A 21,501-nucleotide genomic window follows, 5' to 3' on the forward strand; every position below is an offset into this window, starting at 1 on the left:
TAAAAACAAAAAGAGAGATTCCTCTCTCTTTTGGCTGAATGCTATTTAAAATAGTTTTGCCCTCTCTTCATCATTCCGAGTTCCTGCGGAATGAGAAGCTTTGAGAGGGGAGTATCAGGGTTCAGGATGATTCCCGTCTGATCATCAAGCATCTGCAGAAGCTCTCTGAACGGAACCTGAACAGCCGTGTTTTTCTGAAACATTTTCCGGATGGGGAATTCCGATGAGAAGACCGGAAGAAGTTTTTTTTGTTTCTTCTCCATGATGTGGACGTGATCCAGGGAAAATGGACTGTTCTTTTGGAGGCCCTGCTTTTGGACAAGCCAAACGCTGCTGTCTTTTAAAACGTCGTAAAAACCGGCGACTTTCTCATTGCTGCTCATGGCATCGATCAATGCTTTTTCTAAGGTGTTGAATGGTGTGCTCATTTTTCGCCGAATCCCAGAATCGGACTTTTCTTTTCTTGAATCTGGACGTCATCCACGCTTACTTTTTTGATGTATTCATATTTGCCTAACGAAGAAAAGCCGAGTTTGTCGACAGACTCAGGGTCCATCGACTTGAGGATAATCGTTCCGTTCTCTTCGTTTACACCTTCAATCGCAAATTCCTGGCCGCGGTAGTTGGCAGACAGCTTGTATTCATACGCATTTTCAAGCTCTGACTGGTCAATTTGCTTAATGAATACGTTCTTTTTTAGCCCCGCTGCCTGAAATCCGTTCTGAGCAGAAGCTTTATCACGCGTCCGAAGAGTCACTTTTCCGCTTCCTTCGGGAATAATCGAGTATTCCTCGCCTTTGTAAATCCCGTATTCTCCTTTTTTAATCATCGCTGGTTAACTCCTCTATGCTATAAAATCGCTGATCATATTTATCGTACATGCCGACAAGTTCTTCTGTGCCGTCCCTTACAATATAAATTTCTGCGGCGCTTGGACGAGCATTATTGCCGTAAATGGTTTCGTATTCAGGCACTATTTTCCCGTTCTCGGCAGCTGTAAATCCATGGCCTGTCTGCGGATAGCTGATGTATTCGTTCGGTTTGGCTGCATGAGGACTGTTCATTTCCTCCGCATAAGGTATCTTGAGCCGGTCGCTTTGATCCGTTGTAAATCGGATAACGGCATATTCTTTGTCCGGCGCAAACGGAGTATTCGGATAGTCCATTCTAAGAGAATGGTACATATCGTCAGATGAAACTATATCGCTGACATCTTCCATTTTGGCAATACATCCGCCGACATCTGTTATATCACCGGATAAATATAAAGCAAGCTTGTCCCCGTCAATGACTTTTTGCAGGACAGTCGTGCTTGTGACAGGCGGAACCGCCTCCCGCACACGATGCATGCTGTCCAGTTCTTCAGGCGTAAGATCTTTATAGTAGGATGACTGTAGGTCTAAAAACTCATCCTTCGTCAGTCCAGCCTCATCCAGCACCTCGCCAATCTCTGCAGCAAACCCTTTTCCCTGCGGAAGCTTCGCAAAATCAAAACTTGTGTCCATGCCGTGAGTGACAGTTGTAACTTTGGGGGCAGACGGCGCCTCGTCAGGCACTTTAGTAAGCTTGGCGGCTTTGCCGAGCTTGTCAATTCCTTTTCCTCCAAGAAGACCAAGCCCAATGGAGACAATCCCATATGTAAAAAATTCCGTCCGGCTGTACACATCTCCATTGATCACTTTTGTCTCCCACGCTTCAGTCAGCGTGTTCCACATCGTTTCAAGGGTTTCAAGGGGATGGATAATCGCCTCCCACATCGCTTCGTACGTTTCCCATTCAAACAGGGACACAAGCCCGTCCCATGCATCTGTGAGGCCGTTGCTTGCTCCGTCCCACAGCCCCGAGAAAAAACCGCCCCAGCCCGAAGAAGCAGATGCTTTTGCGGCCTCATCTGCTTCCCTCATGCCCGACGCAGTATTTTCAATATGTTTCTTGGCATCTTCGGTTAATGTATGAAAACGATTGACCAAGTGCCTGATTTCTTCCTGAAGATCGAGAGCTGTGCTCACTCTGGCGACAGATGTGAAGCGCAGCCTTGCTGATTCCCAGCTTAAAAGATCCAATGCATCACCGGTATAAGAGCGGGACCTGTCAATTCGGCTTGCGAATGTTTCAAGTTCTTCCGGTCTGATTTTTATTTCCATGAATAGCTACCTCTCCTTTATCCCGTGAATGCGGATCTTTCTTTATGCGAAAGTATCTGCAAGATGTCTGAGTCTTGCAATTTCCCCTCTCAGTTCCTGGTACAGCTCATCTTTGACATCATCTATTTGAAAAGCAACAGAACGGATTTCCGCATGGATGCTTTCATAGGCAAGCTTTGCCTGCCCTGTCCATTCATCTGCATACTGCTGATGGCTCGTTTCAAAATGAAACACCCCGTCATCAAACGTGCCCATGGCATTTTTGATGGCAGCAAGATACGCTTCAAGTTCATCTGCATCCCGGTTGTACTCAGCCTGTTTTCTTTTCCTCTCCAAGTCTTCAAAGAAGTCCTCGATCGTATCCAACAAGTTCTTTCCACGTCCTTCTTCCTGTTTTAGAAGCATCTTACTAGTTATGTTAAAATATGGGGATGATTCGTACAACTATCTATTAAACTATTTTTGCATATAGGTGAATATGACTAGAAACCCGATTCACCTTTCCTACTATTAGAATATATAGAAAACTCCGTACAGTTTATTCCTTCCTTTAAAGGTTTATTTTATACAAAAAAGCCCCGCAAGCCAAGAAACAGCTGAATTCATTTGAATAAATGCCGCGGGAAACTTATAATTGTAAAATGAACTGATGATTTATGGATATAATGAAGGTTACATAGAAGAAAGGACGATACATTTTGGAAAATAACTCGTCAAATTTTATTAAAACGATCATGAAAGAAGATCTGGAAAGCGGCAAGCATTCGACTGTCATCACACGCTTCCCTCCCGAGCCAAACGGCTATCTTCATATCGGACATGCAAAATCGATCCTCATCAATTTTGAACTTGCCGATGATTTCGGCGGCAGAACAAATCTCCGTTTTGATGACACGAACCCTCTCAAAGAAGATCAGGAATACGTTGATTCCATTAAAGAGGATGTAAAGTGGCTGGGGTATGAATGGGACGAGCTTCGTTTCGCATCCAACTACTTCGAGGAAATGTACAATCGTGCGGTTCTGCTAATTAAAAAAGGAAAAGCTTATGTGGATGACCTTACGCCTGATGAAATCCGCGAATACCGGGGCACCCTTACTGAGCCGGGAAAAGACAGCCCGTACCGCAGCCGTTCTGTGGAAGAAAACCTCGACCTGTTTGAGAAGATGCGAAATGGCGAATTCGAAACAGGAACTAAAGTGCTCCGCGCTAAAATTGACATGACGTCGCCGAACATGAACATGCGCGACCCGGTCATCTACCGCGTTTCACACGCTGTTCACCATAACACAGGTGATGCTTGGTGCATCTATCCGATGTATGACTTTGCCCATCCTCTGGAAGATGCGATTGAAGGCGTTACTCATTCCATCTGCACAACCGAGTTTGAAGACCATCGCCCTCTCTATAACTGGGTTGTTGAAGAATGTGAAATGGAAACGAAACCGCAGCAAATCGAGTTTGGACGCCTGAATATCACAAACACGGTCATGAGCAAGCGCAAACTGAAACAGCTTGTGGATGAAGGTTTTGTAGACGGCTGGGATGACCCGCGCATGCCGACTGTATCCGGTTTAAGAAGAAAAGGCTACACGGCTGATGCCATCCGCAATTTTGTAAGAGAAACAGGCGTATCAAAAGGGTACGGCGCGGTTGACGAGGCGATGCTCGAGTACTATGTGCGCGAGGATCTGAAGCTGAAAGCACCACGTACAATGGGCGTGCTCAAGCCACTTAAAGTCGTGATTACCAACTATCCTGAAGGACAAACGGAAATGCTCGATGCAGAAATCAATCCGGAAGTACCTGAAATGGGCTCGCGCCAAATTCCATTCGGACGTGAAATCTACATCGAACAGGATGATTTCATGGAAGATCCTCCGAAAAAATATTTCCGTCTTTTCCCTGGCAACGAAGTTCGTCTGAAGCATGCTTACTTCATCAAATGTGAAGAAGTCATCAAAGATGAAAACGGCCAGGTCATTGAGCTCCGCTGCACATATGATCCGGAAACTAAGAGCGGCACCGGCTTTACAGGCCGTAAAGTAAAAGGCACCATCCACTGGGTGGAAGCATCGCAGGCCGTTCCAGCAGAATTCCGCCTGTACGAGCCGCTAATCCGCGATGCAGACCTTGAAGCTGAAAAAAGCGAAGAAGAAGCAGAGGAAAAAACATTCCTCGATTTCGTCAATGAAAACTCCCTGGAAGTGGCGCAAGGCTTTGTCGAGCCAAACATGAAAGAAGTAAAGGCACACGACAAGTTCCAGTTTTTCAGACACGGATACTTTAACGTTGACCCTAAAAACTCGACTCCTGAAAAAGCGGTCTTCAACAGAATCGTATCGCTTAAGAGTTCGTTTAAATTATAATAAACCTGAAAAGACCTGATTTCACGAGCTGAAATCAGGTCTTTTTCCTATTTTTATTCAAAACATTTCTTCATCTTTCGTCAGCGGTCCATGTTAAAACCTGTCGCTTCATGACAGGTGAAGTCGAATGCACCTGAGATTCTTCCCATTTCCCCATCAGCGCCCCGAACTTTGATGAACATTGTGTGGTTTTACATATTTCGGAATGCGGTATAAACGTACTAACAAAGAAAATAAACGATTGCCCAAATACATAATTATTCGAAGGGAGGAACGTGAGATATGAAGATCAAGGCAGGGAGCTGGAGAATGCTCAGCGCGAAGGAAAAACAGTTCATTTTACAGGCCGTCAGCCACCGGGTGAAAAAATAATGAAATAGCTGTATTTAGCGCGGGGATTCCAGTATGCCCTGCCGAAGAACAAAAGCGGAAGTGCCTTGGTCAGATCCGATAGGCAGATAAGAATCCGTCGGAAAAGTCCGGGTTTGACTTTTTTGACGGATTTGTTCTGACAGAGGATCTAGGCGCTTCCGCTTGCCGAAGATAACTTTGTTATGTTATGCAAAGCCTTTTATTCTTTATAATTCCGATAACAACATAAAAAGCAGCCGGAAATCCTCCGGCTGCTTTCTTAGTGCGCGCTTCTTATTTCCACCATCCGTCAAACTTGCTTGCAGGCAGCTGGCGCTTGTGTTCAGTCATCACATAGCGCTTCTCTACTTTAGAAGCAACTTCTTCTGAAACCGGCTTGCCTTCCAGATAATCATCCAGCTCATCGTAGGTAATGCCGAGCTCTGTCTCATCTGCCTGCTGAGGTTTATCATCAAGCAGATCGGCTGTCGGCACCTTCAGATACAGTCTTTCATCTGCACCAAGCTCCTTAAGCAGACTTCTGCCCTGACGTTTGGACAGTCCTGCAAGCGGCAGCAGATCGGCACCGCCATCTCCGTATTTTGTAAAGAAGCCTGTTACCGCTTCGGCTGCATGATCGGTTCCGATTACAAGCAAGCCTTCCTGTCCGGCGATTGCGTACTGTGTGATCATGCGCGTTCTTGCTTTCACATTGCCTTTGTTAAAGTCGCTCAGATTGTCATCAGCTGCCTGAGCGTACTGACTTTCAAAAGATTCAACTGTTGATTTAATGTCAAACGTGACGGATTGGTCCGGCTTAATGAACTCAAGGGCAAACTGGGCATCATCTTCATCATGCTGCACACCATGAGGCAGTCTGACCGCAATGAATTTTGCCTCTTGCATGCCTGCTTCTCTCAATTCTTCCACTGCAAGCTGTGCAAGACGCCCTGCAAGCGTAGAATCCTGACCTCCGCTTATGCCTAGGACGAATCCTTTAGCATGTGCTTTTTTCACATAGGCTTTTAAAAAGTCGATGCGTTCTCTGATTTCTGCCTTCGGATCAATTTCAGGTTTTACATTCAAGTCATTTCTAATTTTCTCCTGCATGCTCATCTTCATTGCCTCCTATTGATATAAAGAATGTTTTTTGATGTATTCGTAACAGGCATCAGGCAGCAGATAGCGCGGCTCTCCGCCTTTTGAAAACTCATCTCTGATGTATGTAGAACTGATTTCCATTGCAAGCCCCTTGTCAATCAGATGAAAAGTGAACCCGTCATCATGGTTTCTGAGAAGAGGCGAACGGGAAATGGTCCGCAGCATATCAATGCCTTCCCTTGCCATGACGATGAATTTATTGCCTGCGACCAGCTCCTGATCGTACTTCCACTTGCCTTCCGCAATATCCACAAGCAGATCCGCACCCATAATAAAATAAATCTCATCATTCGGGTACTTCTTTTTAAAGTGCTCAAGTGTGTAGTACGTGTATACATTCCAGGCCTCCTGATTAATTTCATAATCGTCGGCGAGGAATTTATCGTTTCCTTCAAGAGCAAGCTGAAGCATATTCCAGCGGTGAAGATCGGACGTTTTCATTGCTTTGTCTTTCCTTTTTCCTGAACACGGCAGGAAAATGACCTTATCCAGCCTGCAGCGGTGTGCTACTGTACTTGCTGTCCACAAATGAACATTTGTCACCGGATCAAATGATGATCCGTAAATTCCGATCTTCCCCATTTTGTTTCTCTCCCATCAAGCTTCTGTTTAGTTGTTTCCCTCTTCAATCATTTCTTTAACCTTTGTTTTTACTTCTTCAATGTTTCTCATTTTGTTCTCCCAGCACGCTTCGCTCAAGTCAACCGGATACTCTTCAGGGTGCATCGTCCGCTTATACTCATCCCAGAGCACTTCCATGTTGCTTGCCGCATATTGCTGGATGTCCTGAAGTTCAGGCAGCTCATACACTAGCTTTCCATCTGCAAAGATATCCTGGTGAAGATCCTTCGCTTCAAAATTTGTCACAAACTTGCTTACAAACGTGTGAACCGGATGGAACATTTTCAGGCGCTTTTCTTCTCCTGGATTTTCATCCTCAAGAGCAATGTAGTCCCCTTCTGATTTATGGTTCAGGGTATTGATGATCCGGTAGACCTTCTTAATGCCGGGTGTCGTCACTTTCTCCGGGTTTCCGCTGATTTTAATCGTATCCTGCATCTTGCCGTTCTCATCTTCAATTGAAACAAGTTTGTAAACAGCGCCAAGAGCAGCTTGATCGTAAGCGGTAATCAGCTTCGTGCCGATCCCCCAGGAATCAATTCTTGCACCCTGTGACTTCAGGTTGATAATTGTATTTTCATCAAGATCGTTTGAAGCAATAATCTTCGTTTCAGTGAATCCCGCCTCATCCAGCATCTTTCTTGCTTTTTTTGAGAGGTACGCAAGATCGCCGCTGTCTAAGCGGATGCCTTTGAAATTAATCTTATCGCCGAGCTCCTTTGCAACCTTAATCGCATTCGGCACGCCTGATTTCAGCGTATCGTAAGTATCAACTAGGAACACGCAATCCTTATGGCGGCGCGCATATTTATGAAAAGCAGTATACTCATCGCGGTAGGCCTGAACCAGAGCGTGAGCGTGCGTCCCTGCAACCGGAATGCCGAACATTTTCCCTGCGCGGACATTTGATGTTGCATCAAATCCGCCAATGTAGGCAGCACGCGTTCCCCAGATAGCTGCGTCCATCTCATGCGCCCGGCGCGTTCCGAATTCCATTGCGCTCTGCTCCCCGACCACATGCTTAATACGTGAAGCTTTTGTTGCAATCAATGTTTGGTAATTCACAATGTTCAGCAGCGCTGTTTCAACAAGCTGCGCTTCAGCAAGCGGTGCCTCAATCCGGAGAATCGGTTCATTCGCAAAAACAAGCTCTCCTTCAACCATCGACCTTACATTACCCGTGAAACGCACTCCTTTTAGATACTCCAAATAGTCTTCTCTATAACCAAGCTCATCACGAAGATACTCTATATCACTCTCTGTAAAAGAGAAATTCTGCAGGTATTCAACAATCCGCTCAAGACCTGCAAAAACCCCATAGCCGTTGCTGAAAGGCAGCTTTCTGAAAAAAACCTCAAACACCGCCCTGCGGTTATGCATATTGTCTTCCCAGTAGGTTTCTGCCATATTAATCTGGTAAAGATCTGTATGAAGCATCAAGCTGTCATCTGTGTATTTCATCATTGGAACCTCCATCTATCTATTCAACCTTCGCATTCAGGCTATGTTTAAAATGAGAAAGCGCCCAAGCATGCCCATCCTGATTAAAACTTGCCGTTGCTTTTTCATAAACCGTTATGCCGAATCCCTTATTAAAAGCATCTACAGCTGTATGCAGCACACAAATATCTGTACAAACCCCGACCAGATGAACCTCTGTTATACCTCTTGCGCGAAGCTTTAGCTCAAGATCCGTTCCTGCAAACGCGCTGTATCTTGTTTTATCCATCCATTGTACATGACTTTGCTCTTTATTCTGTTCATAAACCTCTTCAAGCTTTCCAAAAAGCCTGCGTCCGTCTGTTCCTTTTAGATTGTGAGGGGGAAACAAAGCTGTCTCAGGATGAAAAGGATCATTTTGCTCGTGCATATCAATTGCGAAAACAACCAAGTCACCCGCTGCAAGAAAGTCTTTCGTTACGTTTACAATCTCCTCTTCTATTGCCTGACCCGGCTTTCCGCAAGTTAAAGCCCCGTCATCTGCTACAAAATCCACCGTATAGTCAATGTTAATTAACGCTCTTTTCATTAAAGTCCACTCCCCTATAGTATTTAACACTTAATGAATTGTTAATTATCAAATCTAGTAACGCGCTGTGTAAATCGGTTTCACAACATCCATTTCAACAAATGTATAAAGCTGTGTAGGCTTTTTTGATGTTCTCGAAGTCTTCCCCTCTGCCTCTTTAATAAATGGCAGTGTTTTAATTTTCCGCGAAAAGGACTGCTCGCTTATAATCGCCGGATCATTCGTGACCGTTTTAAGCACTGCCTGCAGCTCAGAGTAAGTGAAAAATTCAGGAAGGAAATTCTTCGCCACAGTCGTCTGCAAAAGATCATTTGTGATGACATTGATTGCATCCTCAATAATCTTGCGGTGATCAAAGGCCAATTCGAGCTTGAGCACTTCTTTAACAGAAAACAGCTCAACATCAGCTGCATCATCCTGCGCTTTTCTCAATGAGAGGGAATGCTCAGGCACAATCGCATAATGAGCATTCGTGATGATCCACCCGCGCGGATCGCGCCCAGGCTGATCATACACACCAAAATGCTTCACATGCACTCCGGAAACACTCGTTTCTTCTTCAAGTTCCCGCTTGGCTGCTTCAAACGCTGACTCATCCTCCTGAACAAACCCTCCGGGAAGCGCCCACTTGCTCGCCTCAATATTCGGATTGCCCTCTGCATCCAGGGCAGCACGCTGAATCAGCATCAGCTTCAGATCCATCAGCGGCGGTTTATACTCCCCGTCAAACTCAGACACAATCGTAAACACACAAATATCGGACGTATACCCATCAGGAGTTCTGTATTTTTTTATATCATACTTCTTAAGAGCTTCATCATTGGACATTTATACAAACTCCTCCGGTTTTTATAATTAACAAGTTGTTAATTGTTAATTTATTTATACTCTATTCTTCGGAATGTGTCAATGGATTATGTGCGGAAAATAAAAAAACTTTGGAGGCGATTTTTAGAGCACTTTCTGCGGCGCGCGCTTATCGGTTTCTGCTGTTAACTGGCTTTTACAACACTTTCAGACGCTCACGCTTCACAGTTTCTGCTGCTAACTAGCTTTTACAACACTTTCAACCGCTCACGCTTCAAAGTTTCTGCGACTAACTCTCGTTTACAACACTTTCAGACGCTCACGCTTCACAGTTTCTGCTGCTAACTAGCTTTTACAACACTTTCAACCGCTCACGCTTCAAAGTTTCTGCGACTAACTCTCGTTTACAACACTTTCTGCCCCACACGCTTCAAAGTTTCTGCTGTTAACTCACTTTTACAACACTTTCAACCGCTCACGCTTCAAAGTTTCTGCTGCTAACTCTCGTTTACAACACTTTCTACCAAACACGCTTCCCAGCTTCTGCTGCTAAACTCACGCACTTACACAAAAAAAGAAATGCACAGTATGCATTTCCTAGTCTTCATCCTTGATGTCGATGTCTTCAGGGATTGGCTTGCTGAGCCACTCGTCAAGCTGTTCTTTGTATGTTTCCATCTGCTCGAGATGGGTGGTGAACTGGTCTTTATTGATCAGGTACTGCTCACCGTCATGCACGGCTCTGATTTTTTTCTGAAGAATCAGCGCTTCGATGTAGTTTTCAGGCATGGACAGATGCTCTGCGGTTTCTTTTATCGTCAGGTACATGTGATTTTCCGACCTCTCTTTCAGCTATCCCCTATTATAGTAAGATTACTGAACAAAAGAAAGAAGGTATTCATCCTGCAAAAGCACCTCATAATGGCCCTCTCCGTTTTTGATGACGTTAACAGATGCCTTTACAGGCGGCTCAAGCGGAACCGGTCCTTTGAAGCGATTCGCTGATGCTGTTATCAGCTCATCCACAAATTCTTCGTTTGTCAGCTCGCCGTTCTGCTGCTTTTGCATGACCGGCTGCACAGCTTCTGCGAGAAGACGGTTTTCACTGAAGCCCTGGATTTCAAGATCAACCGTATATGAGTCGGAGCCAGGATTATAGACTGCACCATTCACTTTATATTTGGTTTGCTTGATTGCCGCCAGGAATCCTTCTGTGTAGAGATTGATTTGGTCCTCCGAAACGGCAGCAGGCAAGCCCTGAAAGTTATTCGCCGTATTGGATTTATAGATTTCTACAAAAGCAGACTTCTGGAAGTCTCCTCTTTTTCTAACAGCTTCCTGATCAGGTGCCTCAGGGTGACGTTTCATAAACTCATCCGTATTCTGATAAACCGTTGCCTGGATCAGTGCATCGACATATTCGGCTGCTTCCTGAGCTGATGCTTCCTGTTCAGGTGTTGCCTCTGGTTTGGCCTCAGCCGTGACCGCTCGGATGCTGTCAATCGTGTTATAAGCATAAGCGTGTGTTTTGTTCACACTCTGCTCCTGCGTTTTCCCGTTTACTTCAAGAGAAAATGCGTGGTTTCTTTTCATTTCTTTCACACGAGATGTTTCTTTATCAACCGTCACCTCGAGCTCAAACCCTTTTCCTTTTATGGATGAGATGTCCACTTCTGATATGCCTGCTTCTTTTTGAATTCCGGTATAGTAATCTTTCGTCAAATCACTCATCAGTTTCTTCGCTTCTTCTGATGAGCCTTCATATGTAAGGATGTATTCACTGTCTGTTTCTTCAAGCTTCAATTTTTCCGAAAAATCGGGATCGTATTTTTCATAGAAGGCAAGCGGATTTTTGTGCAGGTCAAACTCATACTGCTCGACATAGAGCATATAATCGCTGAGTCTTCCTTCGAGCACCTCTTTTTTCGTGCCATCATCAAAGGTGACTCCATCTTTGCCCGATGAGATTTTAGTGATTCGCTCCCCGTCGTCATATTCCGAATAGGAAAGGCCCTTTTCAAGATCCAGCTGCCTGGTTCCTTTCAGATCGTAGTCATCAGGTGAGGCTGCTTTTTCTTTAAACTTAATCTCCATCGTTTTCACGTCTTTATATGCTTTTTCCATATCAGAAGACGCTTCTTCTGCGGTTTTCCCCCCGCACGCTGCAAGCAATAGTGCCATCCCTGCAACGATCAGCCACCCTGTCATTCTTTTCATGTCAATCCTCCCAGTTTTCATAGATTCCAATTTTACCATGTGAACTAGTAAGTATTTACACTTATTTTCCAATAATTAAACTATTTTTTCCATAAAAAAACCCTCACTTGAAAAAGCGGGGTTCATCATTATCTCGCCTTGCAGATCCGGTTGAGCTTTCCGCTTTCATGATCCACTGCAAAATAATAGTCCGGCCAGCATCCGTCAGCATCTGCCTCCTTATATCCGCAGACAACAGCGGCTTCTGCCATCGTATGAGAACATAAATAAAGAAATGAGTAGCCTTCAGGACTTGGCACATGAAACACCTGATTCCCATCTACATCATAGCCGACAAGGTACTCCGGGGCATCTTCCTTTTCCCCTGCAAGCGCCAAAACCCTTCTGGCACTCGGGTAAAACCGTTCTTGAAGAATTTTCATAGCAAGCAAGTCCACCCCTTGAAATATAGTTCGATACCACTAAGCAGCATATATCTACAGGTTTATTTACCCAGTTTTTCACATTCCTAACGAGAAAAACAAGAAATAAAAAACAAAAAATTCTGTTAAGATAAACCTATTGATAAAGGGAGGAATGACGGTGTCTAAAAGAAAAATGATTATCGCACAAGATTTGCAGGAGAAACATCTTACTGAGATCAGGGAGCTTGCTTCAGGCTGGGAGGTAATCGCCGGGCGGGATGAGTCTGTTTGGAGGAGCCATCTGGCTGACGCTGAGATTATTGCCGGCTGGAAAAAGGGGATGGAGGAGACATGCCTCCATGAATCATCCAAATTGCGCTGGGTGCAGTCATGGAGTGCCGGGGTAAACAGCATGCCGCTTCAAGCTTTGGCAAAGAAAGAAGTGCTTCTAACAAGCGCAAATGGCGTTCATGCAAACCCCATTTCCGAAACCATTTTTGCTCTTATGCTCGGATTAACAAGGAAAATTCATGCCTATGTCCGCAATCAAAGCGAGAAAAAATGGCACCATGAGAACATGAAGCTTGAAATTCACGGCAAAACGCTTGGTGTGATTGGTGTTGGCGCAATCGGGCAGGAAACAGCCAAAATCGCAAAAGCTTTCGAAATGACTGTTCTTGGCGTGAGGCATTCAGGCAAACCCGCAGATTTTGTGGATGAAATGTATACCCAGGGTGACCTCAACACCATTCTGCCAAGATGTGATTATGTAGCTGTGACCGTGCCGTTGACGTCAGACACAGAACGCCTTTTTACATATGAACAATTTAAACAGATGAAGCCTTCTGCTTACTTCATCAATATTGGCCGCGGTGAAGTGGTTGAAGAAGCAGCGCTTATACAGGCTCTTGCGGAAAATGAAATTGCAGGAGCAGGCCTTGATGTGTTTGAACACGAGCCGCTTGGGGTAAAAAGTCCATTGTGGGAGTTTGAGAATGTCATTATCACCCCCCATACCTCCGGATCAACGGAGTTTTACAACGAGCGCCTTACAGAGAACATCCTGATTCCAAACTTGAAAACCTACCTGTCAGATCGCGTCCCATCTGTAAATTTTGTCGATTACAAAAAAGGATACTGACAGTCTGAAATTTTAAGTATAGGAAGAGCGCTTGTATTGGAAAATAAAAAAACGAATACAAATCTGGATTCATAAATGAGGAACCTACATGAACATACAGTTTAATGATCTGGAAAACGTGGCGTTTAAACAGATTTTCGGACAAGCCTCACAGGAAATCACAAGCCTGTCCTTTCACTCTAAACAAGTCAAACCCGGTGGACTTTTCTTCAGTATTGTCGGCGGCGAGCATGACGGGCACCAGTACATCGACGAGGCCATTTCGCGCGGTGCTTCTGCTGTAGTCGGAACCAGCCATGAAAAGCTTGAATCACTGAGCAAACATTACCCTGAGCATACCTTTCTTCTTGCAGACAATGTCCGTGAAACAATGGCACAGTTTGCAAAAATGTTTTATGGCTGCTCAGATGAAAAGCTGAAAACCGTCGGAGTAACCGGCACAAACGGAAAAACAACCGTTGCGGCATACGTACGCTCCCTCCTGACACTGCTGGGTCTTCCTGCCGGTTCGGTAGGAACAACAGGCATTTGGGCTTCAACCCATAAGCTATCTTATAAAAAAAGCACGCCTACTACACCTGAATCAACCGATCTTCACCAAATTTTCCATGACCTCCTCGAGCTCGGAGACAAAGCGGCGGTGATGGAGGTATCCTCCATAGCAACGGACCAGAAAAGGGTTCACGGCATGGAGTTTGATACAGCCATTCTAACCAATTTTTCTGAAGAGCACCTGGAGTACCATAAAACGATGGAACATTATAAAAAGTGCAAGCTTGCTCTTTTTGAACAATCTAAAACAGCCGTCATCAACATTGACGACATGGAAATGGGCGCAGACCTTGCAGAAACATTCCAGGGACGGAAGATTACGTACAGTCTCGTACCGGGAAGCGGAGCTGATTTGTGCGCAGAGGACATCTCGTTTTCAGATGTCGGCAGCTCGTTCACACTGATATACAAGGGCCAGCGCCACCATGCAGCTGTGCCTGTGTTTGGCACCTATAATATCGCCAATGCTCTTTCTGCCATTGGAACTGCCCTGCTTTTCGGATATAAAATAACGAATATTCTTCAGGTCCTTCCAATGCTGGAAAGTCCTGAAGGCCGTTTCCAAGTCATTACAGGCCCTGACAACAAGAAAATCATCCTGGACTACGCCCATACACCGGTTGCGCTGACACGGCTTGTGGAAGAGGTCAAAAAAATGAAGTACAACCGTCTGATCGTCATGATTGCCGGAATCGGAATCAGGGATTTCAACAAAATGCCGAAAATGGCTGCTGCCATTGAAGGGCACGCGGATGAAGTGATCGTTACCGTGGACCACCCTGGACACCACGATCCGCAAATCATCATTGATCAGGTGATGAAAGGATTTACCGAACCTAAATCCCCGAATATAAAAGCGGCACTTACCCGCAAAGAAGGGGTTATGGCTTCACTTGCAGCTGGAGCACCGGATGATATCATCCTTCTCACCAGCGGCTGCATCAACGGAGCCCAAATCGTCAAAGGAATGGAAATCCCTCACTCAGATGAAGAGATTATTCAGTCCCATTACGATTCATATTCAGAAGTACGCCATGAGCTTGAAGCCTAAAGCCCATGGCTTTTTTGCGCGCAATTGGGCAGCCGCCCTGTCACCATGGGCAGAACCGCATAGGCTAATGAAGGATTCACTAATAAAAAGGAGACTTCAACCTATGAACCCATACCATTTTTATCAAGGCTATGTGCCTCAGCAAACCGACTATTACATGAACTATCAATACAATCCCTATCAGCCTCAATACCAGCAGGATCAGTTACAGCAGGATCAATTGGACCCAGACCGCCAGCCGTTTCAATTTCAGTCACTCGAAAGAAGGATTAACCAGCTTGAAAGACAAAACGAGCAGCAGTCCAGAGAAATAAACCGTCAAAATCAGGAAATTCGCAACCTCCGCCGCGAACTCAACCAGACAAACCAGGAAGTCACACGACTCAACCAGGTTGTCGAACGCCACACAAGACGACTCAACCGCCTGAACCAGCGCCTGAGAGCCGTCGAAAACAGACTGAACATACCGTTTACAGCTGAGGATGGATTCTAATTAGAAAAGCGGAATCAGCCGTTTAGCTCCGACAGGCAGAAAAGAAATCCCCCGAAAAGTCCGGGTTTGACTTTTTGGGGGATTTTGTTCTGGCGGAGGAGCTGGCTGATGGAGCTGGACACCAGAAAAGCGGAGTCGCTTTTTCCAATCCTATTTTCTTATTCACCCGCCTTCGATTACAATAAACGATATAATCAATTGTAAAGGGGCGGGCATATGTTTGAACTTCTCATCACCATGCTCGAACGCCTGGGCATTATCGTAACGATTGCCTTTATACTAACGAGGTTCCGATTCTTCAGGAGCATGATGTATCAGGACAGGCTTGACCGGAGCCAGCAGTATAAGGCCATTTTGTTTTTTGGCTTCTTTGGCATTACAGGAACCTATTCGGGTCTTTCGCTGAGTACGGAAACGATGGAATTCGGCCGTTTTGCATCGGGACTCGCTGCGGATGAGGCTATTGCCAATTCGAGGGTCATTGGAATTGTCCTTGCCGGTCTTCTTGGAGGATATAAAGTTGGGATTGGCGCGGGATTAATTGCGGGAGTTCACCGCTTTACACTTGGAGGATTCACCTCCCTTTCCTGCGGCCTTGCTGCTATTTTAGCAGGACTGATTGCAGGTGCCTTTTACCGGAAAAATACTCATGTAAAGCTGTCGTCCGCTTTTATAATCGGAGTTCTTGCTGAAACTGTTCAGATGCTCGTCATTCTCGCTGTTTCAAAGCCATTTGACAAAGCGCTTTCACTTGTCGAGATGATTGGCCTCCCTATGATTTTGGCGAATGGTCTTGGATCTGCGCTCTTTCTCCTGATCATTAAAAATGTCGTGAACGAAGAAGAAAAAGCAGGTGCTCTGCAGGCTCAAAAAACTCTCAGGATTGCTAACCAGACTCTATCTCACCTGAGAAGTGGCATGAATACCACATCTGCCCGCGAAGTATGTGAAATCCTGCATAGAGAAATTAAGACGAGTGCTGTCGCCATGACCAACAAAACTGAAATCCTTGCTCACACAGGGCTCGGAAATGATCATCACACAGCAAACAGTCCCATTCAGACTCAAATGACGAAGGACGTCATCCAACAAGGAAAACTCGTTGTGGCGGAAGAAAGAGCCATTCACTGCATTCATAAAGATTGTCCTCTCGGCGCTGCTGTCATTGCCCCGCTGAAACAAAGAGGAGAAACAATCGGCACCCTTAAATTTTATTTTCAGTCAAAAAAAGAAATTACCGACGTGAACATGGAACTGATATCGGGTCTGAGCAGCCTGCTCGAAAACCAGCTGGAACTGGCTGAAGCGGAGAAGGCATATCAGTTAGCCAAGGAAGCAGAAATTAAGGCTTTGCAGGCACAGATCAGTCCTCATTTTTTGTTCAATTCCCTTAACACCATTGTTTCTCTTATTCGGATTGACCCTTCTAAAGCAAGGAAGCTTCTCATCTCCCTTTCTCACTTTCTGCGGTCAAACCTTAATGCGACGACCGTAACGATGACGACGCTCGAACAGGAGCTTGAGCATATTAAGGCTTATCTTGCAATTGAAGAAACGCGGTTCGTTGATAAATTGACTGTTCTTTATGAGATAGACGAAGCAGCCCTTATGGTCAGGCTTCCTCCATTGAGCCTGCAGCCAATCGTAGAAAATGCAGTGAAACACGGCATTAAAGAGAAAGAAAAAGATTGCCTGATTAAGCTGTCTATTCAAAGGGAGCAGGATGGAACCCACGTCAGTGTGATAGACAATGGCAACGGGATAGCGTCAAATCGCTTAGGAAAGCTTGGAAAAGAAGCCTTGCATTCTGAAAGCGGAACCGGACTTGGCCTTTACAATGTAAACCGCAGGCTGTCGATGGTCTTTGGACAAGGCTCTGCCCTAAATGTAAAGAGCTCTCCCGGTGCAGGAACAGAAATTCAATTTTTCATCCCTGATTCGGAGGAAAACAAACGTGGATAAAATTAAAATCATACTTGCAGATGATGAAAGGTACAGCAGGGAGGAACTTAGGCATCTTCTCAGTGAGTACACGTGTATAGAAATTGCAGACGAGGCGGATAACGGTGAAGCTGCAGTCATGAAAGCTCTTAAACATCAGCCGCACGCCGTTTTTTTAGATGTAGAAATGCCGAAGATGAACGGAATGGAAGCAGCCAAGTCACTGATGGAACTAAAAAAGCCTCCGCTGATCATTTTCGCCACGGCCTATCCTCAATTTGCTGCCGAAGCTTTTAGATATGAAGCGATTGATTACTTGCTGAAACCATATGATGAAGAACAGCTGAAGCGGACCGTGCAGAGAATCCAAAGGCTTGTTCAGCCCGCCGGTTCAGATATCGGTTCAGCTCTTCCTGCCAAGCTTGCGATTGAAACAGAGGGTGAGATTTTTTATCTGGATCCAAAAGACATTCTGTACATATACCGTGATGAAAAAGCGACAAAAGTGGTAACAAAAAACGAAAGCTACTATACGAAGACACTGCTCAAAGACCTGGAAGCAAAGCTTGCTCCTTTCCGTTTTTTCAGAATTCATAAGAGTTATCTCGTCAACCTGGAGTATGCGGCAAAGCTTACCCCCTGGTTCAATGGCGCTTACCAGCTTGAGCTTACAGGCACAACAGAAGTCCTTGGAGTCAGCAGAAACTATGTGAAAGCATTAAGAGAACGGCTTGAAATCCATTAACAGCACCTGGCATTCCCAGGTGTTTTTCCTTTTGCAGGTCACAGCCCTGTATCTGCATCTTATCCCCGGATTCCTGCATCTTGTTTGTAAAACCTCCACGATCCCCTGTAGTGCTTTATACTTATGTAAACGCATACAAAATAAGGAGGGTTATCATGTATACTTTTTTAGCCGGGGTTGTCCTTTTAATTGTTGGTTACTTTACGTACGGAAAATTTGTTGAAAAAGTGTTCGGTGTGAATGAAGGCAGAACAACGCCTGCATACACGCATCAGGATGGTGTCGATTATCTCCCGATGAACACGAAGAAAAACTCGCTGATCCAGCTTCTCAATATTGCTGGAGTCGGCCCGATTTTTGGTCCGATCATGGGAGCCCTTTACGGACCTGTCGCATTCCTCTGGATTGTACTCGGATGTATCTTCGCAGGTGCTGTCCATGACTATTTAACAGGAATGATTTCAATCCGAAACCGCGGTGCGCATTTGCCTGAGCTTGCGGGTAAATTCCTCGGTAAATTTATGAAGCATGTCGTAAACGCATTTGCGATTCTTCTGCTGCTTTTAGTTGGAACTGTTTTCGTCACGGCTCCGGCAGGTCTTCTCTACAGCCTGATGAATGGCTGGGCTACAATTGGACTTATTTTAGGCGCCATCTTTATTTACTATATTCTTGCAACTCTTCTTCCTATTGATAAAATCATCGGAAGATTCTATCCGATTTTCGGTGCGCTTTTGCTGATCAGCGCGATTGGTGTCGGCGGCGGTCTTGTTATAACAGGCGCTCCTATTCCTGAACTGACGCTTTCAAATCTTCATCCTGACAATGTGCCGATCTTTCCGTTATTGTTCTTGACGATTTCGTGCGGAGCACTGTCCGGATTCCATGCGACTCAAACACCGATTATTTCAAGAACGACTCAAAATGAAAAACAGGGCCGTAAAATTTTCTACGGCATGATGATCGCAGAAGGTGTTATTGCTATGATCTGGGCTGCAGCAGCAATGAGCCTGTTTGATGGAGGCACTGGACTGAATGCCCTTCTTGCTGAAGGCGGACCCGGCGCTGTAGTAAGCGAAGCTTCCACTCTTATGCTTGGTGCAATCGGCGGAACACTTGCTGTTCTTGGGGTTATCATTCTTCCTATTACATCCGGAGATACTGCATTCCGAAGCGCGCGCATGATCATTGCCGACTACTTCAACATTTCACAAAAAAAGGTTGCAAGCCGCCTTTGGATTGCTCTTCCATTGTTCGTTATCTCCTTTGCCCTGACAAAAATCGATTTTACGATTCTATGGAGATACTTCTCATGGGCAAACCAATCCACAGCCGTAATTGCCCTGTGGGTTGGAGCGATGTACTTGTTCATCGCGAAGAAAAATTACTGGATTGCCATGGTGCCTGGCATTTTTATGACCATGGTAACGACAACGTATATTCTTAATGCACCTATAGGATTTGGGTTATCCATGACCGTCTCCTATATTGGAGCAGCCATTGCAACAATCGCTGTTATTGTCATCTTCTATGCAGCTGCGAAAAAAGCCAGAGAAAACAACCTTCCTCTCGAAGATGATGTTTCAGGCTGGAAACAGGTTTCATAAGAACAACAGCACTAAGCTAAAAAAACAGGAATCGGACCATCCGATTCCTGTTTTTTATGCCTGGAGTTTTTTCTGTTCTATGTCGAGTAATGCTGCTTCGGTTTCTTCCCGGGTATGTTTCCCGTCCTTGTGAATGGTAAGCGTTTCTTTGATTGCCATTTGCAGATTTTCCTGTATTTCTTTCAATGTCTGCAGATCAAACTGGTTTCTCCCAAGCGTGGAGGCCTGTTTTTGGTAAAGATCATTCGCAGAACTGGTCAATGTTTTGCCCGCATCAGCAGCATGTTTTTGCCTCAGCAGTGTAAGGGCTATAGTCACTTGGTTTTTCCACAGAGGAATGGCGGTCATAAGGGATGCCTGAATTTTTTCTGCGAGCTTCTGGTTTGTTTTTTGAATCATGCGGATTTGCGGTGCACTTTGAATGGTAAGCTCCCTGCTGACTTTCAGGTCGTAAAGTCTTTGATCCAGCTGGTCTGCAAATTGCAGCAGGTCCTCTTCCTCCTGCCGCTTCATCGGATCGCTTGAGCATTCATTTACTTTTTTCAGGGCGGGTATTGTCTCGTTGTGCAATTCGTGAAGCTTTAACTCTGCTGCTTCGATGTAAGTATTTAACGAATGAAAATACTCTCTATTTGTCTCATAAAGCCTGTCAAGCATGACGATATCCGAAAGAAGAACGTTTTTGCTGCGTTCAAGTCTGACACTGATTCGGTCAATCTGTACCCCTGCTTTATGAAATCTTGACAGCACTTCCTGCACAGACCGTTTTTTTCTGCCGAACAGCCTGCAGAAAAAAGAGGTCTCATCCTGCATGAGATCCTCCGGGTTTACATCACTAAGGCTTTTAATGAACTCATCCAGAGTGTCTCCGATCTGTCCGATATCTTTCCGCTGCACCTGATCAAGCATGGTGTTTGAAAAAGCAAGGAGCTTGGATTGAGCAGGAAGACCGTATGATACGAGCATGGCGTGGTTCTTTGGGCTGAGCTGATTGACAAGGTGAAGAACCTTCTCTTTTTCTTCAGCCTGGAGAAGGTTTTCACCCTCTTTAAAAAGGTCGCGGTTCATTACATTTTCCACTTTTCATCAAGAGATTTTTTATCCTTGTTTGCTTGAATCGAGTGCCTGGCAACATCAATCTCAAGATTCAGATCATCCAGGTCATCCTGAACCATATTGAAGAGATCCTGTTCAATCAGCCGTTTTAAATCTGACAGCGTTCTGCGGGTCTCATTCAGCGATTTCTCAAGCTCGAAATTTCTTTTTGGCTGTGATGATAAAAAGGCATACTTCTCACTGAGCTGGACGGCCGAATCTAGATGGGAAAAATAAAACTTCTCCGCCTGATAAAAACGGCGCGGTTCTCTTTTTGTCAGGGCAACTATTCTTCTCGCTACACGGACAAGATCTGCACGCTCTTTTAAAGATGGAAGATGCCTGATCGTAAGAAGCGTTTTCTGGAGGCGCGCCATCTTGGGCGCTGCTTCTTCGAGCTGCTTTTTAATGTATTTATAGTCTTTGCGGGTAAGAGTATTTTTCTTTAAAAAACGTGACTTCATCGTCACAGAAGCAATTGAATAGGCGGAAGCTCCGCCTGCAACTGAATAGGCGGCGGCCGCTATTAAAGGCTGATCAAATCCGATCAGGCTGATTGTTCCCGCTGTCCCTGCAGCAGGTAGCGCAGCCATCATCCGGACACTGAATGCCACAAACGGATTCATCATCAATCGACTCCTAACATAAAAATTCTGCCTGTTTATACGTATGTAGCACATGCGGGGTTTCAGTCCTGTGCCAGTAAACTGGAAAAAAAGGCCTTTCTTTTTACTATACAGCATCCCCGCCTATTTTTCTATTGGCCGGTGAAT

Annotated in this window: 21 protein-coding genes; 7 read left to right on the forward strand and 14 right to left on the reverse strand. The window is 45.2% G+C overall.

Annotated features, from left to right (window positions below):
• Window positions 1-41 precede the first annotated feature (41 nt).
• Genes AZ46_RS18140 through AZ46_RS18155 form a run of 4 tightly spaced genes read right to left on the reverse strand, consistent with a single transcriptional unit; the run spans window position 42 to window position 2,510 of the window.
• The gene (locus AZ46_RS18140) at window positions 42-428 is read right to left on the reverse strand and encodes an SseB family protein (protein WP_029285730.1); all 387 of its coding nucleotides are present in this window, start codon (window positions 426-428) and stop codon (window positions 42-44) included.
• Window positions 425-829 carry a hypothetical protein gene (locus AZ46_RS18145; protein WP_029285728.1) on the reverse strand — a complete coding sequence of 135 codons (405 nt, stop codon included), beginning with the start codon at window positions 827-829 and terminating at the stop codon, window positions 425-427. The genes AZ46_RS18140 and AZ46_RS18145 overlap by 4 nt, the downstream gene beginning before the upstream one ends.
• On the reverse strand, window positions 822-2,144 hold the full coding sequence (locus AZ46_RS21100) for a hypothetical protein (RefSeq protein ID WP_051827398.1): 1,323 nt from the start codon (window positions 2,142-2,144) through the stop codon (window positions 822-824). The genes AZ46_RS18145 and AZ46_RS21100 overlap by 8 nt, the downstream gene beginning before the upstream one ends.
• Before the next feature lie 42 nt (window positions 2,145-2,186).
• Window positions 2,187-2,510: a hypothetical protein gene (locus AZ46_RS18155; RefSeq protein ID WP_029285724.1), complete on the reverse strand. Its 324-nt coding sequence runs from the start codon at window positions 2,508-2,510 to the stop codon at window positions 2,187-2,189.
• 332 nt (window positions 2,511-2,842) lie between these two features.
• Here AZ46_RS18155 and AZ46_RS18160 point away from each other — a divergent pair, with 332 nt between their 5' ends.
• Window positions 2,843-4,513: a glutamine--tRNA ligase/YqeY domain fusion protein gene (locus tag AZ46_RS18160; protein ID WP_029285722.1), complete on the forward strand. Its 1,671-nt coding sequence runs from the start codon at window positions 2,843-2,845 to the stop codon at window positions 4,511-4,513.
• Between the two features lie 645 nt (window positions 4,514-5,158).
• Here the strand turns inward: AZ46_RS18160 and nadE are convergent.
• From nadE to AZ46_RS18200, 8 genes are all read right to left on the reverse strand, one after another.
• On the reverse strand, window positions 5,159-5,980 hold the full coding sequence (gene nadE / locus AZ46_RS18165; RefSeq protein WP_029285720.1) for an ammonia-dependent NAD(+) synthetase: 822 nt from the start codon (window positions 5,978-5,980) through the stop codon (window positions 5,159-5,161).
• Window positions 5,981-5,992: 12 nt separating this feature from the next.
• On the reverse strand, window positions 5,993-6,607 hold the full coding sequence (gene nadD, locus AZ46_RS18170; RefSeq protein WP_029285718.1) for a nicotinate (nicotinamide) nucleotide adenylyltransferase: 615 nt from the start codon (window positions 6,605-6,607) through the stop codon (window positions 5,993-5,995).
• 27 nt (window positions 6,608-6,634) lie between these two features.
• Window positions 6,635-8,110, reverse strand: coding sequence for a nicotinate phosphoribosyltransferase (locus AZ46_RS18175; RefSeq protein WP_029285717.1), 1,476 nt, complete (start codon window positions 8,108-8,110; stop codon window positions 6,635-6,637).
• A 16-nt stretch (window positions 8,111-8,126) separates the two neighbouring features.
• On the reverse strand, window positions 8,127-8,675 hold the full coding sequence (locus AZ46_RS18180; protein ID WP_029285716.1) for a cysteine hydrolase family protein: 549 nt from the start codon (window positions 8,673-8,675) through the stop codon (window positions 8,127-8,129).
• A gap of 54 nt (window positions 8,676-8,729) precedes the next feature.
• Window positions 8,730-9,503: an NUDIX hydrolase gene (locus AZ46_RS18185; RefSeq protein WP_029285715.1), complete on the reverse strand. Its 774-nt coding sequence runs from the start codon at window positions 9,501-9,503 to the stop codon at window positions 8,730-8,732.
• Between the two features lie 576 nt (window positions 9,504-10,079).
• Complete coding sequence (locus AZ46_RS18190) at window positions 10,080-10,310, reverse strand: excisionase family DNA-binding protein (protein ID WP_029285714.1); 231 nt, start codon at window positions 10,308-10,310, stop codon at window positions 10,080-10,082.
• 45 nt (window positions 10,311-10,355) lie between these two features.
• The gene (locus tag AZ46_RS18195; RefSeq protein ID WP_029285713.1) at window positions 10,356-11,699 is read right to left on the reverse strand and encodes a DUF6612 family protein; all 1,344 of its coding nucleotides are present in this window, start codon (window positions 11,697-11,699) and stop codon (window positions 10,356-10,358) included.
• A 128-nt stretch (window positions 11,700-11,827) separates the two neighbouring features.
• A complete protein-coding gene (locus AZ46_RS18200; protein ID WP_139015485.1) occupies window positions 11,828-12,121 on the reverse strand; it encodes a hypothetical protein in 294 nt (97 codons plus the stop codon).
• Window positions 12,122-12,281: 160 nt separating this feature from the next.
• On the opposite strand from AZ46_RS18200, the gene AZ46_RS18205 reads away from it, so the two are divergent.
• The 6 genes from AZ46_RS18205 to AZ46_RS18230 all read left to right on the forward strand — a co-directional run bounded on the left by AZ46_RS18205 (window position 12,282) and on the right by AZ46_RS18230 (window position 19,633).
• Window positions 12,282-13,244: a D-2-hydroxyacid dehydrogenase gene (locus AZ46_RS18205; protein WP_029285711.1), complete on the forward strand. Its 963-nt coding sequence runs from the start codon at window positions 12,282-12,284 to the stop codon at window positions 13,242-13,244.
• 88 nt (window positions 13,245-13,332) lie between these two features.
• A complete protein-coding gene (locus tag AZ46_RS18210; protein ID WP_029285710.1) occupies window positions 13,333-14,847 on the forward strand; it encodes a UDP-N-acetylmuramoyl-L-alanyl-D-glutamate--2,6-diaminopimelate ligase in 1,515 nt (504 codons plus the stop codon).
• Between the two features lie 103 nt (window positions 14,848-14,950).
• The gene (locus tag AZ46_RS18215; RefSeq protein ID WP_029285709.1) at window positions 14,951-15,340 is read left to right on the forward strand and encodes a hypothetical protein; all 390 of its coding nucleotides are present in this window, start codon (window positions 14,951-14,953) and stop codon (window positions 15,338-15,340) included.
• A gap of 216 nt (window positions 15,341-15,556) precedes the next feature.
• Complete coding sequence (locus AZ46_RS18220; protein ID WP_029285708.1) at window positions 15,557-17,302, forward strand: sensor histidine kinase; 1,746 nt, start codon at window positions 15,557-15,559, stop codon at window positions 17,300-17,302.
• Complete coding sequence (locus AZ46_RS18225) at window positions 17,295-18,026, forward strand: LytR/AlgR family response regulator transcription factor (RefSeq protein WP_029285706.1); 732 nt, start codon at window positions 17,295-17,297, stop codon at window positions 18,024-18,026. Before AZ46_RS18220 ends, AZ46_RS18225 begins: the two co-directional genes overlap by 8 nt.
• Before the next feature lie 155 nt (window positions 18,027-18,181).
• Entirely contained in the window at window positions 18,182-19,633 is a 1,452-nt protein-coding gene (locus AZ46_RS18230; RefSeq protein WP_029285705.1) for a carbon starvation CstA family protein, read from the forward strand.
• Window positions 19,634-19,687: 54 nt separating this feature from the next.
• Here the strand turns inward: AZ46_RS18230 and AZ46_RS18235 are convergent, their stop codons facing one another.
• Both AZ46_RS18235 and AZ46_RS18240 read right to left on the reverse strand, forming a co-directional pair.
• Complete coding sequence (locus tag AZ46_RS18235; protein WP_051865734.1) at window positions 19,688-20,701, reverse strand: toxic anion resistance protein; 1,014 nt, start codon at window positions 20,699-20,701, stop codon at window positions 19,688-19,690.
• Window positions 20,701-21,357 carry a 5-bromo-4-chloroindolyl phosphate hydrolysis family protein gene (locus AZ46_RS18240; protein ID WP_235728247.1) on the reverse strand — a complete coding sequence of 219 codons (657 nt, stop codon included), beginning with the start codon at window positions 21,355-21,357 and terminating at the stop codon, window positions 20,701-20,703. The genes AZ46_RS18235 and AZ46_RS18240 overlap by 1 nt, the downstream gene beginning before the upstream one ends.
• Window positions 21,358-21,501: the final 144 nt, after the last annotated feature.

This window comes from Metabacillus indicus LMG 22858 (genome assembly GCF_000708755.2).
GTDB lineage: Bacteria > Bacillota > Bacilli > Bacillales > Bacillaceae > Bacillus_P > Bacillus_P indicus.

Excerpts from the sequence above, each read along its gene's own strand:
- AZ46_RS18140 (WP_029285730.1), bottom strand. The coding sequence starts at position 428 with ATGAGCACACCATTCAACACCTTAGAAAAAGCATTGATCGATGCCATG.
- AZ46_RS18145 (WP_029285728.1), bottom strand. The coding sequence starts at position 829 with ATGATTAAAAAAGGAGAATACGGGATTTACAAAGGCGAGGAATACTCG.
- AZ46_RS21100 (WP_051827398.1), bottom strand. The coding sequence starts at position 2,144 with ATGGAAATAAAAATCAGACCGGAAGAACTTGAAACATTCGCAAGCCGA.
- nadE (WP_029285720.1), bottom strand. The coding sequence starts at position 5,980 with ATGAGCATGCAGGAGAAAATTAGAAATGACTTGAATGTAAAACCTGAA.
- nadD (WP_029285718.1), bottom strand. The coding sequence starts at position 6,607 with ATGGGGAAGATCGGAATTTACGGATCATCATTTGATCCGGTGACAAAT.
- AZ46_RS18175 (WP_029285717.1), bottom strand. The coding sequence starts at position 8,110 with ATGATGAAATACACAGATGACAGCTTGATGCTTCATACAGATCTTTAC.
- AZ46_RS18180 (WP_029285716.1), bottom strand. The coding sequence starts at position 8,675 with ATGAAAAGAGCGTTAATTAACATTGACTATACGGTGGATTTTGTAGCA.
- AZ46_RS18185 (WP_029285715.1), bottom strand. The coding sequence starts at position 9,503 with ATGTCCAATGATGAAGCTCTTAAGAAGTATGATATAAAAAAATACAGA.
- AZ46_RS18190 (WP_029285714.1), bottom strand. The coding sequence starts at position 10,310 with ATGTACCTGACGATAAAAGAAACCGCAGAGCATCTGTCCATGCCTGAA.
- AZ46_RS18195 (WP_029285713.1), bottom strand. The coding sequence starts at position 11,699 with ATGAAAAGAATGACAGGGTGGCTGATCGTTGCAGGGATGGCACTATTG.
- AZ46_RS18200 (WP_139015485.1), bottom strand. The coding sequence starts at position 12,121 with ATGAAAATTCTTCAAGAACGGTTTTACCCGAGTGCCAGAAGGGTTTTG.
- AZ46_RS18210 (WP_029285710.1), top strand. The coding sequence starts at position 13,333 with ATGAACATACAGTTTAATGATCTGGAAAACGTGGCGTTTAAACAGATT.
- AZ46_RS18215 (WP_029285709.1), top strand. The coding sequence starts at position 14,951 with ATGAACCCATACCATTTTTATCAAGGCTATGTGCCTCAGCAAACCGAC.
- AZ46_RS18220 (WP_029285708.1), top strand. The coding sequence starts at position 15,557 with ATGTTTGAACTTCTCATCACCATGCTCGAACGCCTGGGCATTATCGTA.
- AZ46_RS18230 (WP_029285705.1), top strand. The coding sequence starts at position 18,182 with ATGTATACTTTTTTAGCCGGGGTTGTCCTTTTAATTGTTGGTTACTTT.
- AZ46_RS18235 (WP_051865734.1), bottom strand. The coding sequence starts at position 20,701 with ATGAACCGCGACCTTTTTAAAGAGGGTGAAAACCTTCTCCAGGCTGAA.
- AZ46_RS18240 (WP_235728247.1), bottom strand. The coding sequence starts at position 21,357 with ATGATGAATCCGTTTGTGGCATTCAGTGTCCGGATGATGGCTGCGCTA.